The sequence below is a fragment of the Spirosoma horti genome (assembly GCF_054776595.1).
The window spans coordinates 382,364-398,589 of the sequence record NZ_BAAHBQ010000006.1; the positions used below are offsets into that span (position 1 = coordinate 382,364).

Sequence of the window (16,226 nt, forward strand, 5' to 3'; positions counted from 1 at the left end):
TTGGTATCAAAAAACTCCTGTCATGAAAAAGCAATTCGTTTTACCACTTCTTATTCTGACGCTACTCGCCGGGAGGCTTGCAGCCCAGGCACCTCAGACAATCGGCCCCGACAAAGGTGCCCTCGTTATTGTCGGTGGAGGCACCATGGGTCCCGAACTCTGGAACCGGTTTGTTGAACTGGCCGGTGGACCTGCCAAAGCCAGCATTGTTATTATCCCAACGGCCGGCGAAGATTCGTCGGCGAACAGCACCCCGCGTGAAAAGGAAAAACTGCTTAGTCTGGGGGTAAAAGACATTACCGTCCTGCACACCCGCGACCCCAAGGTTGCCAATCAGGAATCATTTGTCGCTCCCCTACGCAAAGCTACCGGCGTCTGGTTTGTGGGCGGGCGGCACTGGCGACTGGCCGATTCGTATCTGAATACATTGGCCCATAAGGAGTTCAATGGCGTATTGAGCCGGGGCGGAGTGATTGGCGGTACATCGGCAGGCGCGACCATTCTGGGCTCCTTCATGGTGCGGGGCGACACCAAAGGCAACTCGATCATGGTTGGCGACCACACCCAGGGGCTGGATTTCATTCATAACGTCACTATTGATCAGCACTTTCTACGCCGGAACCGTCAATTCGATCTAATCGAGGTGATTAAAGCACGACCCGAATTACTGGGCATTGCCATTGACGAAGGCACCGCCATTGTCGTTCAGCAAAATACCTTCGACGTTATCGGCAACTCCTACGTGGGCATCTACGAAGCGGGGCAAATTGCGAGTAATGGGAAATACCCATCCGGGCAGAACAGTAGCGGAGGGCCTTTTTACTTTCTCGGCAAAGGACAAAAATTTGACTTAAAAAGCCGCAAAGTGATTAGTCCACAGCCCCAACGAGCTAACGAGCCGGCGAAATAGAGCAGCTATTTTAGTTTTATCATTCCGACAACAGAGGAATGATAAAACTAAAGTTGTCAGTTGTTCGGTGATGTCGATTCCTGATTGTGATATCAGTTTTTAGAAACTGATATCACCAAAACAGCACAGCATTAACTCGGCAAATTGATCAATCTGTTTACCACCCAAATAATCTATATATCCTATAGAATATATTACCAATTGACCTATGCCCAATACCAGCCATACCCCATCCGAGCCAGCGTGGACCCAACCGCAAAAGGCACTCTTCCGTTTTGCCTTTATCTATTTCCTGCTTCAGGCCATTCCCCTCGACTGGCGATTTTACCGAAACCTGTTGTCAATCGATTGGGGTGCTTACTACTACCGCGACCTATTCAATCTGGCGCGCTACGCTCCCCATTTTTTCGGTCCGACTGACACGTTTATCAATTGGATCGTTGTGGCCTCGATCGCGCTGGTGGGCGCGGTAATCTGGACTCTTCGCGATCAGAAACAAATTGCTTACGACCAACTGTATTATTGGCTGCGGGTCATTGTCCGGTATCGGCTGGCGGTGGCTATCCTCGCCTATGGGTTCATCAAACTCTTTCCCATGCAGGCGCCCCTTCCATCCCTGAGCAACCTCAACACGCCTTATGGGGAATTTACGGCCTGGAAACTTTTTTCGCTTAGTCTGGGCATTACGCCTTCGTATGAATCCTTCCTGGGCCTGGTCGAAATTCTGGGCGCAATTCTACTGCTCAACCGCAGGACAACCGTTGTTGGTACGCTGATTATCCTTCCGTTTCTGGGCAACGTTTTCGTGTCCAATCTGGCCTATGAAGGGGGCGAATACGTGTATAGTTTACTACTCATTACGTTTGCATTGCTGCTGTTTTCCTTCGACGCGATCCGTTTGTTTCGGCTGGTTTCACTTGGAAAACCCGCCCTGCCCAACCACTATAAACCCGTTTTTGCCGAAACCTGGCAACGCTATGGCCGGCTGGTTCTTAAGAGTAGTTTTGTCTTTTTTGCCGTATTCCTCTACGGCTACAAGACCTACGCAGCGTATAAAACGGGCCCGTATCAATTCCCCCAAACGCCGGGGCTAGCCGGAGCAGCGGGCGTGTATGACGTACAGACCTTTAAACTAGCTGGCGAAACCCTCCCCTATTCCAGAACCGATTCGGTGCGCTGGCAGGATGTCGTATTCGAAACCTGGAACACGATCAGTATCAAATCGAACCGGCCGGTTGTTCCAGATCGCTCAAATACGGAGCAGATTCAGGTCGATGACGCCAATCGAACCTACGAACAGGCGGGCACAACGGGACGCCACTATTACCGCTACCAGATCGATTCCACTCAACACGTACTGACGCTTACCAATCGCAACCCGAATTACCCGAATCAAACGCTGAAGCTCCGCTATCAGCAGTCGCTCAATCAACTTGTCTTATCGGGACTCAATGAACGTCGTGATTCGGTGTACGTAGTCCTGAACAAGCTCAACAAAAAGTACCTGCTGAACGAGGCTGCCAAAGCCGGTCGGCGGGGCACCCTTACCCTCTAATTACGCAAACCAATGGCACTCCCAAATAGCAATCCCGACCGGTTGGACCTCGGCCTGCTTTCGCCCGAAGAACTAACCGCCCCCCAACGTGCAGATAAGAAGACGGTAGACCCTGGCCAGTCGTTTTCAGATAAACGGCCGCCCCTGAACGATAAGCAAGAAAGCCGCTATCCGGCCTGGACACGAAGTCAGAAGATTGCCTTTCGCATTGCGTTTGTTTTCTTCCTTGTCATGTCCATACCGACCAATGCGAGCTGGTATAAAAATGTAGCCTCGCTCGACTGGCTGCACCTGCACTACCGCGACCTGTATGACGTAGCCCGTTTTCAGCCAAACCTACTGGGGCGGGTAAGCTGGTGGCCCGCCTGGATGGGCTATGGGGAGTGGGTCTTCATCCTCCTTGCTTCCGTGGTGGCAGGCCTGATCTGGACTGCCGTAGTGGCCTTTCGGCGGACAGATCCGCGCGACTATAACTGGCTCTATTACTGGCTTCGGGTGGTGGTGCGCTACCGGGCAGGCATTGGCATCATTGGTTTTGGCTTCACCAAACTGCTGCCCACGCAGTTGCCTTACCCGTCGCTCGGCTTGCTGAATACCAATTTTGGTGATCTTACGGCCCAGAAGATTTACTGGCTATCCATCGGCATTGTGCCTTGGTACGAAGTATTTACAGGCGTCGTGGAAGTACTGGCCGGTGCGTTTTTATTCTTTCGGGCAAGCACCTTCTGGGGCGCCGTCCTGTTGTTTGGTGCTCTGGCCGATATCGTCTACGTCAACCTGGCCTATGATGGGGGCGTGCATGGATACAGCTCCTATTTTGTGGTCCTGTCGGGTTTCCTGCTGGTGTATTACATCCGGGATCTATACACCCTGCTGATTCGCGAACAACTCACGACTCCGGTTCATTATTACCCTTCATTTACAGGTTGGCAGCAGGGGGCCCGCATCGGGTTGAAAACCGCAACCATTGGCATTTTCCTCGTTCTCCTCTTCTGGATTCAGTACGTTAACTTCCGGTATGATCCCTATAAACAACCCGCTCAGAAGGGCGTTCGGGAGCTTCGGGGCAATTACGCCGTAACTGAATTCAGGATCAACAATCAGGAAATCCCATACTCGCCGGCAGACTCCGTTCGGTGGCAGGAAGCGACCTTCGAAAACTGGTCGACACTTACGTTCAAAGTAAACCGGGCCGTCCCGCTCGACCTCTCCAACGGGGGCGGCTCTCCCATGCGCGACATCAATCGAACATTCGAATTAACGGGCGTGGCCGGCGGTCAGCGGGTATTTTATTATGATGCAGATCCGGTCAATCATGTCCTGTATTTACAGGACAAATACCGACCCGCCACCGGTCGGCGGGGAGAAGGCGCAGAGGGTGAAGAAGGAGCCTCGAAAAAATCATCAACCATAAAAAGTAAACGGACCAACGCTAACGAGCCTTGGATTCCGGCTTCGGCGCTGGCCAATATTGGCCCGGAAGATCCAAAAATTGCGGCCATTGCCCGCAGTACCCGACGTACCAAAGGCCTAAAATCTGAAGCCCGGCAGGAGGACGGAACCCGTAAACGCATGATTCTCAACTATCAGACAACCGATGGATCACACGTGGTGCTGACGGGCCTCAATGAAAACAAAGAAGCCATTTATGTCGTGCTGGACCGGATAGATCGCAAGTATGCCCTGTCGAAAAGCACCCTGAACGCGGGTGAATATTAGGCAAAAAATAGATCACGCCTGCGTCGGAACAGTTAAGCGGGCAACGGCTGTTATACTCTTGATTCCTAAATCTGCTACATGGCTAAACCTGAATTTGATGCCGTGGTTGTCGGCTCGGGCCCTAACGGACTGAGTGCGGCAATCACCCTGCAACGTGCTGGCCTGTCGGTCGTGGTGCTGGAAGCAAAAGATACCATTGGCGGGGGGCTTCGCTCGGCTGAGTTAACCCAACCCGGCTTTGTGCACGACATTTGTTCGGCTATTCATCCGCTGGCCGTTGGTTCCCCTTTTTTCCGGGCCTTGCCCCTTGCGGAACATGGCCTGGAATTCATCAGCCCACCCATTGCAGCGGCTCATCCGTTCGATAATGGTACAGCCGCTGCCCTCAGGCGATCGCTGGTCGAGACGGCTCAATCACTCGGAGTCGATGCACAGACGTACCAGAACCTGATGGAGCCGATCGTTCGTGACTGGCCGGCCATGGCCCCCGATATTCTGGGTCCACTACGCTTTCCTAAACACCCCATCAACATGGCCAGTTTTGGCCTGGATGCCCTTTTGCCCGTTACGCAACTGGTCAAACGGTTCAAAACGAAAGAAGCACGTGGGCTTTTCGGGGGCATGGCCGCGCATGCCATTCAGCCCTTGAGCAACCTGACCACCTCGGCGATTGCGCTGGTGCTCATGACTGCGGGACACCTCTACGACTGGCCTATGCCCAAAGGTGGATCTCAAACCATAGCCAATGCGTTGGCATCTTATTTTCGATCCCTCGGCGGAAAAATAGAAACGGGCCGATTAGTCCGCTCGCTGAAGGATATTCCTGCCACGCGGGTTGTCCTGTTCGATGTGACGCCCCGGCAACTGCTTAGCATCGCTGGCGAACGTTTTTCATCCATTTACCGCAACCAGTTGGAACACTACCGGTATGGCATGGGTGTCTTTAAAATAGACTGGGCGCTGGACGGCCCCATTCCATTCACGGCGCCTGAATGCCAGCAGGCAGGCACAATTCATATTGGCGGTACATTCGAGGAGATCGCTGACGCGGAACAGGCCACGTCATCGGGTAAACACCCCGACAAACCTTATATTTTGCTGGCGCAACAAAGCCTCTTCGACCCCAGCCGTAGCCCCGACGGCAAACAGACAGCCTGGGCGTATTGCCACGTACCAAACGGCTCAACGGTAGACAGGACCCAGATTATCGAGCAACAGGTTGAACGGTTCGCCCCCGGTTTCCGGGACCGAATTCTGGACCGGCATACGATGAACACCGCGCAAATGGAAACGTACAATCCCAACTACATCGGGGGCGACATCAACGGTGGGATCATTGACATTGGGCAGTTGTATACGCGTCCTGTCGTTAGCTTCTCGCCCTACAAAACATCGGCACCAGGCCTGTTTATCTGCTCCTCCTCTACCCCGCCCGGTGGTGGCGTGCATGGCATGTGCGGTTATCATGCGGCCAGGGTAGCCCTGCGCGAAGGATTTGGATTACCCGTTCCAATAACCCTGGCGACAACCTAAAAAGTCGGTAACGTTGCCGATCTGGTAATTGGCTCATCAGCCAGTGTAGGGAACTCAACATATCCGGCATTTTTTTTGCAGTGAGGGTTCTTACCCCACTTAGTCTCCTAAAATGCGCACCCTATTCACCCTATATTTCCTTCTATTGAGTCTGCATTATGCTTGCGGTCAGGCAAAAGTATCCCTTGTCCCCCAACCGGCTAAAACGCAGAAAACATTGTTCAGTATTTCCGCGGTCGACGACAAAACATCGGCCCAATTGTCCGCACAATTTACCATTCAGGCGTTACAGGCAAAGAAAAAATTCGTCGGAAAAAGCGAGCTGAACAAACCCTTTGATTTCGTTTTAACACGCACAGATACGTTGAATGTCATTGCCAGTGCACCGGGCTACTACGAATCCGAAGAATTGATGGTTGTTTCATGCGATACCTGCGCTGATTATGGATATGTAATCCGGCTTGAAAAAGAAGACCCTAAGGTTGACAGCGTGTTTCGAAACCTGGCAGTCAATCAGGCATTCCGGCTAGACAACGTCTATTTCGACCAAAGCAGTTATGTGCTCCGGCCAGAATCCTACCCGCAGCTGAACAAACTGGTCAAAACCCTGATCACCACGCCAAAACTGGTCATTGAAATTGCCGGGCATACCGATAATGTAGGCGACCGACGGCTCAATCAGGCACTATCCGAAAATCGGGCCCGCATTATTACCAACTACCTTGTCAGTAAGGGTATTCCGGAAAGTCGACTGCGCCATGCAGGTTATGGCAGTAGCAAACCGGCCGCGCCTAACGATACAGAAGATAACAAACGAAAGAACCGACGCGTTGAATTTGTTGTCTTGTCATTGTAGGGATTGGTTTGTTTCGTCAGCCTATTCGCGAATAGGTACCACCAACGAACGATCTGATCACAAATGACCACCGAGACTGTTCATCAATGAGTTTTTTTGTTAAACCCGGCTCCGTTACGCGTCAGATATGGGGCGATGCCGATGTCATTCTTCTCGTATTTGCGGGTTCAGCCGCCGAATTTGCCCTAAATCGGGCGGTAGACTGGTTGTTTTTTACGGGCAAACTCCCGGCAGATCCCATAGCCCGGCTCTTCTCGACGGTTCGCTATGCGCAGGATATCGTCTTTTCGACCGACGAAAAAGCCCGGCAGGCCATTGCCCGGATGAGTGCCATTCATGGGGGCGTTGAACAGAAGCGAGGCTATCAGATTCCCGACTGGGCCTACCGCGATGTCTTGTATATGCTCATCGACTACTCCATACGAGCTTTCGAAACCCTTCACCGGCCCCTGACTGACGCCGAGCGGGAAGACGTATTTTCTACCTTTCGGGAAGTGGGTGCGGGCATGCATGTTCCCGATCTGCCAACGAATTACACTGACTGGCAAATTGACCGGGAAACCCATCTGAACCGCGACTTAGTGCGGAGTGAATTTACCGATAAGCTTTTTCAGCGGTACCGCGAACAATTGGGAAACTGGCGGTATGATCTGCTCCGGCAGGCGCAGGCCGTTCTGGTTCCCAGGCAAGTTAGCCAGCGACTGAACTTACCCGAAAAACCATTTCTGGCGCATACAATTGGCTTATATAAAATCCTGAATATGCTTGGTCTTCGCTCCGTCGTGCAACGTGTGCTCCTGCCCACAGAATACCTCCATCAAATCAGAGGTTTGGACCGTTGAGTTAACCATAGTAGGTTTACGGTGTTCACCAAATGATGGCGCCAGGCTCCAGCCTGGTGTCTACTATTTTCCGGCCTCTGGCCGGTATTGACAAACCGTAATTAATACCTGGACAGAGGCCGAAAAAAATAGTAGACACCACCGGCGCCATCAACTTCATCAACATGACTACATCGCCCATTACCACCTCTGTCTTCGACCTGTTCAAGGTCGGACCAGGCCCGTCGAGTTCGCATACGATTGGTCCTATGAAGGCGGCCTTTGATTTCCGACAACGAATGGCTCAATTGCCTACGGATACACAGCAACGGGCCGACGCTATTCATGTGTATCTCTATGGTTCGTTGAGTGCAACGGGTAAAGGACACGGCACCGACCGCGCTGTGGTGGCTGGTTTACTGGGCTGGCAACCCGAAACAACGGATCCTGCTGCTATGCTGAAGCTCTTGCGTGATCCGGAGGTTTTATACCCCATTTTGGTGGGCGACCGAACGATTGATGTTGGCGCATCACAGATACATTTCGAACGAAAACGGTATGACTCGCCCCATGCCAACACAATGGTGCTCAAACTAACATTGGACGATCAGGTGCTGGCCGAAGAAGAATATTACTCGATCGGGGGCGGCTTTATCAGTCGCAAGGGGGAGCCGGAAGCCAGCACCAGCCTCCACAGTCTGCCCTACCCGTACAGCACAATGACCGAGCTGAAAGACCACCTGAAAACCCATTCCATTTCGCTGGATGAGCTATTAATGGCGAATGAGATGGCGTTGACAAACCGTAGCCGCGCAGACGTGAACCAGCGTATTGACCAGATCCTGGGTTTTATGCATAAAGCCGTTCAACGTGGCCTCAAGCACAAAGGCGTATTGCCGGGCAACATCAGGCTGAGTCGCAAAGCGCCTATTTTATTTCAGCAGGCGAAAAGCATGAGCCAGCCGGGGGCAGCCCTCCGCTCGGACAGCTTTCTCATTTTTTTAAACGCGTATTGCCTGGCCGCTTCGGAAGAAAACGCAGCGGGCGGTATTGTTGTGACGGCCCCAACCTCGGGTGCATCGGGCGTGATTCCAGGCCTGACTTATCTGGCCAAGCATCATTTTCATTATAATCGGGCAACGATGCGGGCGGGCATGCTGGCCGCAGCCGTGATCGGCTTTCTGATCAAGCATAACGCCAGTATTTCGGGAGCCGAAATGGGCTGCATGGGCGAGATTGGTTCGGCTTCTGCTATGGGAGCAGCTTTCCTGACGCGTTGCACCCAGTCTGTCAGCGACATTGGTCCAATTGAAGCCGCTGCCGAAATCGGCATTGAGCACCACCTGGGCATGACCTGCGACCCCATTGGCGGATATGTACAGATTCCGTGCATCGAGCGCAACGCCATGGGAGCCGTGAAGGCTTACAATGCTTATTTACTGGCGACATCAGGAGCGGCTTCGTTTCAGAAAATTTCACTCGATGCGGTGATCAAGGTAATGAAAGCCACCGGCCGCGATATGTCGACCAAATACAAAGAAACATCGGAGGCCGGGTTGGCGCTGAGTGCAACCGAGTGCTAAGTAGTTCTACTCCTTATGTTCTTGCAGACATAAGACGCATAAAAAGCGAGGGTAAAAAAGAGACGACGATAAGCCTTACTCTTTTTTACCCTCGCTTTCTTTTAGGGCCGCCCAGGCATTGGGCTAAACAATTGCCCCTATTTAATACTTTTTTAATAAATACGCTTATTAATGCGGCATTACGCAAACCTATGAATACTATTTATACACCCCAGCAACAACGTATTTTGCTCATCACCAGCCTGATCATTATCGCAGGCTTCATTATATATGGCTTAAGTGGTTATGTATCGGCTTTTCTGGGAGCCGGCATTCTTTATGTGGTTTTCCGGCCCTGGTTTACAGCCCTGGCCATTAAACGGCACTGGAATCGATCGCTGGTCACGACACTCCTGATTATCTTCTCTGTCGTTGTCATCATCATGCCTTTTCTCACACTGAGCTTGCTGTTGATCGATCGCATCCAGTACTATTCTCAGCATACGGAAGACATCCTGAATCTGGCCAAGAAAGCCGAAGAGTTAACCGGTTATCAGATTACCAGCCAGCAGAATATCCAGGCTGTTCTTCGGCAGGGCGGTACGTATGCCAGTCGGCTACTGCCTTCGCTGGCCGGTGGCGCGCTGGATTTTATCGTCATCCTGGGCCTGATGTTTTTCACCATGTACTTTATGTTTGTGCAGCAGGAAGCTTTTCAGAAAGGGCTTAAGAAATACCTTCCCTTCAAACACGATACGCAGAAAGAACTCGGTGAATCCCTCAAAAACAATGTAAATGCCAATGTGCTTGGTCAGGCGTTGGTTAGCCTGGTACAGGGAGTGTTAACCGGGGCCACGCTCTGGATATTTGGCGTTCCCGATGCGCTATTCTGGGGGACAGTGGCCTTTTTTATGGCTTTTATTCCCGTATTGGGAACGCCACTGGTTTGGGGACCAGCCGGCCTGATTCAACTATCGCAGGGCAACACGAGTCAGGGTATTGGTATCTTGGTGGTGGGCGTTGTCGTTATTATCAATATCGACAACCTGCTTCGGATCATGCTGGCCAAACGCATGGGTGACATTCACCCGCTGGTGACCTTAGCGGGTATTGTACTGGGCGTTCCCATTTTCGGCATTCTGGGGCTGGTCGTCGGCCCCTTGCTTCTTTCCTATTTCATTGTTCTCATTCAGGTATTCGAACGGGAAAATAAGAAACAGGAAAAAGAAGTAGCCGTAGCCCAGGAGCAGGTAGAAAAAGAAGCCGAGTTGAAGAAATAAAGAGGAGCGCTAAAAAGGGATGAACCACATCGGCGGTCCGATGTGGTTTGAAAAAATTCACGGTTCACGAAAGCGTGATGTAGTCGAACGTCATCAATTCAAGCTGTGCGATGGATGCGCGGTTGGAAAAATCACCAGGGCATCGTAACCCAGAATTGTCCTGCGCAGATCGGCATCGTCTATTTTGAGCTTTTGTCGCTGTAACGCTTTCCGGATGGGCAACAGGTTAAAAACAACCCAACTCTCGGTGGACGTAGCGTCAAAAAATGGCTTCACGAACTTTAAATCCCCATTGTCAGGGTCTAATTTTTGGGCAGGCAAGGCCTTGAATGGACTGCCCTGAATCCCGTTTTTCCCGAAAATGGCAATGTGGTACGAACTTTTGTACTCACTTTCGGCCAGGTTGCTGAGCAGGTTTCCGCAGTCGTAAACGGTGAGATAGCTTTCCCCACGGGCGCAATGCATAGCTCCCATCTTGACGAGTACCTTCTTGTTTTTTATAGCTGGCTCATAAGCCGTCATCAGTTGGTGCTTCATGAGTTGCACACGCAGGGCATGGCTCTGCGTCTTGTAAATACGGGCCGACAGTTGAATGGCATCCAGTATTTCCTTCTCATAAGCGGTCATCGGCTCTTTTTTTAGAGCCGTCACATTCTCGTCGAAGGCGGCACTCTGCATATACATGGGGTGATTCAGGTCCAGTGTCGCTTTCGTTGCCGAGATGGTAGCCTGTTCGGCCATCGCGGCATAACGCTGGCGCGTGCCGGAACGAGCGGCTTTGTGCGCCAGTTCATCGTAAAGTAACTGATCAGACATCATCATTATCTGGTCCAGCCCGATCAGAGAGGTATGCAGGCGGCTTGCTTCCCGAAGCATGTGAAACTCTTCCTGCAGGCTGTAAAATGAGAGTGCAGGGCCAGCCTGTACGGCCCATTTCATCAGCGAAGCCGTATCCGCCCTGGTAAGTTGCTGGTTCAGTTGCCGTGCCATGTAAGGGTCTATCTCCAGCGCAAAGGTGTTGAACGAAGCGGTTTTCAATACCTGCTCGGTGAAGTAAGGAATCTCCGCCATGAAATGATCCTCCCCGATCAATACATACGGGTTGTCCTTAACACCGGCCTGAATCAACTCCCACCCTTTGCCCGTAAAACCGGTAGAAGCAGGTTGTAACAACAATGTATTTTCCTTTAACAGACGCGCCCATAGCGTGTCGGGTTGTTGGGCAAATCCGCGAGAAAGGGTGAAGAGAAAGGTGATGAACAGGATAAAGTAATTGATTCGAGACATGCGGTCAGGTGGGCGACAGGCCCATTTATGGAAACTGTTTTCATAAAAAATGGCTGCGGATCGGGGGTTGCGATGCCTGACACGTTCAGACAAAACCCGGCCAATTCCACAGCCATTTTCACTATAGGTTACTCTTTATTGACGCGTCACTTTACTGGCACCCGACGTTTCAGAATCCAGTGAACCCACATGACCGAGTGTCGCGTGGCTGGCTCCGCTGGCATCCACCGATGCTTTGTCGACGTTCAGACCGGTTGCCTCGATTTTACTGGCTCCGCTCAAATCAGCTTCCAGTTGATCGACATGTCCCCGCAGCACGGCATTGGATGCTCCCGACAGTTGAATGGTTAGTTTTTCTACCGTTCCGTCGAAGACAGTCCGGCAGGCACCGCTCATGTCGATGTCCAGGTTTTTGTAATTACCAAAACCAACCAGGCTCGCTTTGGAAGCGCCCGACAGTTTCAGTTCGTCGATGTTTGGTACGGTAATGGTCAGCCCGACCCGTTTGCGGTTGTTCCAGTCGAACAGACCTCCTTTCCGATCGATTTTGACTTCCAGCGTGCTTCCATTCACCCGAACGTCCATGTCGCTCATATCATCCTCGCGACCGTCGGCAATAACTTTATAGGTGTCCCCTTTGCGGAACCGGACAACAAAAGCACCGGCTACATCTACCTTCGAGAAGGCCGTCACGTTGAACTGGCGTGTGTGGTCGCCGATGCGGTCAAAATCATCACCCAGCTCACTGGCGACGGCACTTTGCACATCGTCGGTCAGATCTGTAACGTCGTTATCTTCATCGTTGCGGTTATGGTCTTTTTCACGTGGGTAGTTGATACAGACGAGGCCATTTTCCTTGGTAAATTTCCAGATGCTGGCTGACATCCGCTCCAGTTCACGTTCGCCAAACTCGTTGCGGATATACCGGGCGAAATCTTCAGTCATTCGAAACGGCTTTTCATAGGGAATCATCAAGTCCATATCCAGATCCTGCGCCCGGAAACGCGCTTTAGGCAATAACTCCATCGAGTTATCGAATCGGACAACCGAGTCTTTAATGGCATAGACATAACGAACCTGCTTGGCGTTGGCCTGAGCTTCGGCACGAGTGCGCCCCTGCGCCCGGAAGGATTGGACAAGGCTCAGCGTCGTGCCTTCGTATCCTTTCAAATCAATTGATGGACGCGTGTTCCAGTTGTCGCTGTCATCGTCGACATCATTCAGCGCGAACAGTGGGATGGCCGCCGGAACGTTTAGAACTTTGGTTTCTTCGACCGTACCCCGACGCTGAAAGCTGCTGATCAATGGCGTTACCGTTCCGCCAAAAACAACCAGGCCCACCAGCCAGATACCGCCCAGCGTGAGGGCTGTACGCGTGGTGATGACCGACCGCGTAGTAATCAGCATGATACCCAGCACGGCCAGCGCGAAGGCAGGAATAAGACCCACCACAATACCAGACAGAATCATCGGAGCGGTTACGTCGGCCCGAATCAAGTCGGAAGGAAACCCGCCGGGTCCAATAGTCGTGCTTGACCAGATACCGATAGCCGCTCCAATAAAGGCAAGACAGGCGATCATGAAGGCAAAGGCCATCAGAAGCATAATTACCCCGGCAAAAACCCGGATCAGCGATACAACACCATTTAAGAGAGGCCCCAACGCCCGCCCAAGTCCACCAAGAATGGTGGCAATAGCGCGGAAAGGGAACAGCAGAATCCGTGTCAGGGCACTTTCGTTGGTTGTCGTTTCGTTGATATTCAGGTTTTGTTTGATGCTGTTCTCAATGTTGGACAAGGTGATAGGCTGGCCCTGCATTTCCATCTTTTCGGTCAGCGTTTTGGCCGTCGGCGCAATCATCCAGAGAACCAGATACAGTAGGAAACCTACTCCAAAGAACACAATACCCAGCACAAACAATAACCGAACAATACCCGTGTCGATGCCAAAGTAGGCGGCAATCCCGGAAGCAACGCCCCCAAGCACTTTATCTTCGGGGTTACGGAAAAACTTCTTGACCGTTTTATCGTCTTCAATCGTCACCACGCCCGGCAGGGCAATCCACATGGCAATGTAGACGATGAAGGTAAACCCACTCAGGCCACCGAAAAACTCACCGGGTCCGTTGGAAGCGCCACTCAGGGCTGGTAGACCAATGAACAGCGCAACGAAAATGAGCCGTACCCATACCACGTCCATGTTGAAATAGTGAGCCAGTCCGGCGCAAACGCCACCCAGTGTTTTCCGGCGCAGGTCACGCACCAGCCGACGGGGTTCGTGCGACACCCCGGGGTTGGGCTGTGGGGCAAACGTCGTTGTCGTTGCGCCACTTGCCTGATTGCCTTTTGCCTGAGCGCTGCCAGCCGATGTTGCCGAATGGCGACCACCGTTGGTAACCAGCACTTCTTCTTCTTCTACGGCTTCGAAATCAGCAACGGTACCCATAGCGGCAACGAGCTCATTCACATCCTCAAGCGACACGACCTGCTTGTCGGCCGCTTTCAGCTTAGCCAACAGCTTTTCGGCAATCCGGTTTTCAATATCCGTTACAATCTCCTGGCTGTCTTCGTAGGTCGAGAAATACTGCTGAACCGTAGACAGGTAATTTTTCAATTTGTCGTAGCCATCCTCTTCGATGTGGAAGATGACGCCACTAATATTAATACTGATGGTCTTTTTCATTGCAGTCCGATGTTTCGGTTTTATGAAGGGAATAGGTTAAGCGTTGGCTGGAGGAACGGTTGGATCGGGTGAGGGCGAAACGGTAACAGCACCGTTCGTAATCTTTTTATGAAGATCGACTTTTCCAATGATCGCATTAACAGATTCGGCAAGCTCCTGCCAGGTGTCGTTGAGGGCTTCCAGTGAATTTCGGCCCAGATCGGTCAGAATATAATATTTGCGTGGTGGCCCCGACGTTGATTCTACCCATTTGTAATCGAGCAGACCGGCATTCTTCAAGCGGGTTAACAGGGGGTACAGCGTACCCTCTACAACCATGATTCTGGCGGAAGTCAGCTCGTCGAGCATATCGGAGGCATATATTTCACCTCTCGATATGATGTGCAAAATGCAGAACTCCAGAATTCCCTTCCGCATTTGCACCTGAGCATTTTCTATATTCATTGGTGTATTTGATTTCGTTAATTTCTTGTATCAAAGGTACAATAAGGTACTATGCGATGCAAGGTACCTTATATTTTTTATTCCAATTTCGGTATTAATGGCAAAAAATGGGGATGAGTGGTCGTGTACTACTGGAGTTGCCAGCAGGCTACTGGGGCCACACAAACAAGAGATGCCAGGTGAGCACGCAGACAATCTTAAAACTTTGCCAAATTAAGCGGCCCCTGTTGCAGAGTACACAATAAACCACTAAAATCGGCGTTTTATAGCTGTTACGTTTCTTGTCAGGCCTCCCCTTTTCACTGGTGAGGCTTTTTTCGTGCCTTATACATCTTGACGAAGCAACCATGGAAGCACTGTCTGATCAACAACCTCAGCAGCCCGATCCACTGATCGCCCTGAAACTACAGGTGGAAGCAGCGACTGATTTTCTTAGCATCTGCGACAGGCTATCCACCGGTTATGACAGTGGCTATTACTGGGAAGATGTCCAGCGGGCCCTGCGGATTGCGGCTGGCCTGGAAAAATGGCCCGACTGATTTGCCATTGGCAATGGTGATTGACCGGCCTGCGTCGTTTGGCCGGAATTGGGGTTTAAGGCACCCAGCGTCTATCTTGGCGCATCGTTAACAGCTACTCCCATGCGTTTTCTTCCCGATAGCTCATTCCCGGCCATTAGTCCGGCCATGGCCCGCGACCGTTTCCTGATACAGGACGAATCATGGACCAGTCGGTTTAAGCCTAACTTTAATCAGTTTATTATCACCTCGCTCGAATACAGCCGACCCGTCATTAAGCTCCCCCTCCCTCCTTCCCGGACAAGTAATCATGCGCTGCTATTGGTGACCACGGGCCAGCTAACGGCAACGGTCGGACAACATGCCTATACACTGACGGCGCAGGATGTACTGATAGTGCCCGCCATGCAGATTTTTTCGCTCATTGATATTCCGGAAGATGCCCAGGGATTTATGTGTTTCTTTAGCAATGAGTTGGTGCTCAACGCAACGAGTGATGCTGATTTCGACTTTCTGAAACTAACCAGCCAGCCACTTATCCCGCTGTCGACACGACAAACACGTTTCGTTGCCCACATACTTGACCGGCTAACGATTGACTATACTGAAAATGGGGCCGACAAAACAGACCTGATTCGGCCTTATTTAGCCGCGTTGCTCAACGAAATCAACCGGGTCTATACCAGCAAAACCTCATCTAAAATTGATGCCGGAGACCACCTGGTCCAACGGTTCATGGACTTACTTACCGAAAACGTTCGCCAAAAGCGGCTGGTCAGCCAGTATGCCGATCAACTGAATATTAGCCCTAACCACTTAAATAAAGTCGTTAAAGCCCAGACCGGCCGGTCGCCATCGGTCTGGATCGATGAACGAATCATTCTGGAAACGAAAGTCCTGCTGTTCCAGTCAAACCTGACTGTCGCTCAAATTGCCCTTGAGATGGGCTTTAGCGATCAGTCGAGTTTTGGGAAACTGTTTCGTAAGTATACGCACGTCAGTCCGACTGACTTTCGAAAAATGATTGATTTAAACCAACTTTAGCCGAATCTGACCTAA

At 51.6% G+C, this 16,226-nt stretch carries 13 protein-coding genes; 10 read left to right on the plus strand and 3 right to left on the minus strand.

Annotation, left to right across the window (positions count from 1 at the left end):
- Positions 1 to 22 precede the first annotated feature (22 nt).
- The 8 genes from ACYVAM_RS20190 to ACYVAM_RS20225 all read left to right on the plus strand — a co-directional run bounded on the left by ACYVAM_RS20190 (position 23) and on the right by ACYVAM_RS20225 (position 10,236).
- A complete protein-coding gene (locus ACYVAM_RS20190; protein ID WP_461070322.1) occupies positions 23 to 910 on the plus strand; it encodes a cyanophycinase in 888 nt (295 codons plus the stop codon).
- 208 nt (positions 911 to 1,118) lie between these two features.
- Positions 1,119 to 2,465 carry a DoxX family protein gene (locus ACYVAM_RS20195; RefSeq protein ID WP_461070324.1) on the plus strand — a complete coding sequence of 449 codons (1,347 nt, stop codon included), beginning with the start codon at positions 1,119 to 1,121 and terminating at the stop codon, positions 2,463 to 2,465.
- A gap of 12 nt (positions 2,466 to 2,477) precedes the next feature.
- Entirely contained in the window at positions 2,478 to 4,184 is a 1,707-nt protein-coding gene (locus tag ACYVAM_RS20200; protein WP_461070326.1) for a hypothetical protein, read from the plus strand.
- Positions 4,185 to 4,262: 78 nt separating this feature from the next.
- Positions 4,263 to 5,717 carry a phytoene desaturase family protein gene (locus ACYVAM_RS20205; protein ID WP_461070328.1) on the plus strand — a complete coding sequence of 485 codons (1,455 nt, stop codon included), beginning with the start codon at positions 4,263 to 4,265 and terminating at the stop codon, positions 5,715 to 5,717.
- A 112-nt stretch (positions 5,718 to 5,829) separates the two neighbouring features.
- Positions 5,830 to 6,573: an OmpA family protein gene (locus tag ACYVAM_RS20210; protein WP_461070330.1), complete on the plus strand. Its 744-nt coding sequence runs from the start codon at positions 5,830 to 5,832 to the stop codon at positions 6,571 to 6,573.
- A gap of 86 nt (positions 6,574 to 6,659) precedes the next feature.
- Positions 6,660 to 7,415 carry an oxygenase MpaB family protein gene (locus ACYVAM_RS20215; protein WP_461070332.1) on the plus strand — a complete coding sequence of 252 codons (756 nt, stop codon included), beginning with the start codon at positions 6,660 to 6,662 and terminating at the stop codon, positions 7,413 to 7,415.
- Between the two features lie 164 nt (positions 7,416 to 7,579).
- Positions 7,580 to 8,977 carry an L-serine ammonia-lyase gene (locus tag ACYVAM_RS20220; protein ID WP_461070334.1) on the plus strand — a complete coding sequence of 466 codons (1,398 nt, stop codon included), beginning with the start codon at positions 7,580 to 7,582 and terminating at the stop codon, positions 8,975 to 8,977.
- 191 nt (positions 8,978 to 9,168) lie between these two features.
- Complete coding sequence (locus ACYVAM_RS20225) at positions 9,169 to 10,236, plus strand: AI-2E family transporter (RefSeq protein ID WP_461070336.1); 1,068 nt, start codon at positions 9,169 to 9,171, stop codon at positions 10,234 to 10,236.
- 93 nt (positions 10,237 to 10,329) lie between these two features.
- Here the strand turns inward: ACYVAM_RS20225 and ACYVAM_RS20230 are convergent, their stop codons facing one another.
- The 3 genes from ACYVAM_RS20230 to ACYVAM_RS20240 form a co-directional block, all read right to left on the minus strand.
- Positions 10,330 to 11,523 (minus strand): hypothetical protein, encoded by a 1,194-nt coding sequence (locus tag ACYVAM_RS20230; protein ID WP_461070338.1) that lies wholly within the window; start codon positions 11,521 to 11,523, stop codon positions 10,330 to 10,332.
- Between the two features lie 135 nt (positions 11,524 to 11,658).
- Complete coding sequence (locus ACYVAM_RS20235; RefSeq protein WP_461070340.1) at positions 11,659 to 14,205, minus strand: PspC domain-containing protein; 2,547 nt, start codon at positions 14,203 to 14,205, stop codon at positions 11,659 to 11,661.
- A 36-nt stretch (positions 14,206 to 14,241) separates the two neighbouring features.
- On the minus strand, positions 14,242 to 14,649 hold the full coding sequence (locus ACYVAM_RS20240) for a PadR family transcriptional regulator (RefSeq protein WP_461070342.1): 408 nt from the start codon (positions 14,647 to 14,649) through the stop codon (positions 14,242 to 14,244).
- 347 nt (positions 14,650 to 14,996) lie between these two features.
- Here ACYVAM_RS20240 and ACYVAM_RS20245 point away from each other — a divergent pair, with 347 nt between their 5' ends.
- On the plus strand, positions 14,997 to 15,188 hold the full coding sequence (locus ACYVAM_RS20245) for a hypothetical protein (RefSeq protein WP_461070344.1): 192 nt from the start codon (positions 14,997 to 14,999) through the stop codon (positions 15,186 to 15,188).
- Positions 15,189 to 15,290: 102 nt separating this feature from the next.
- Positions 15,291 to 16,211 (plus strand): helix-turn-helix domain-containing protein, encoded by a 921-nt coding sequence (locus ACYVAM_RS20250; protein WP_461070346.1) that lies wholly within the window; start codon positions 15,291 to 15,293, stop codon positions 16,209 to 16,211.
- The last annotated feature ends 15 nt before the right edge of the window (positions 16,212 to 16,226 follow it).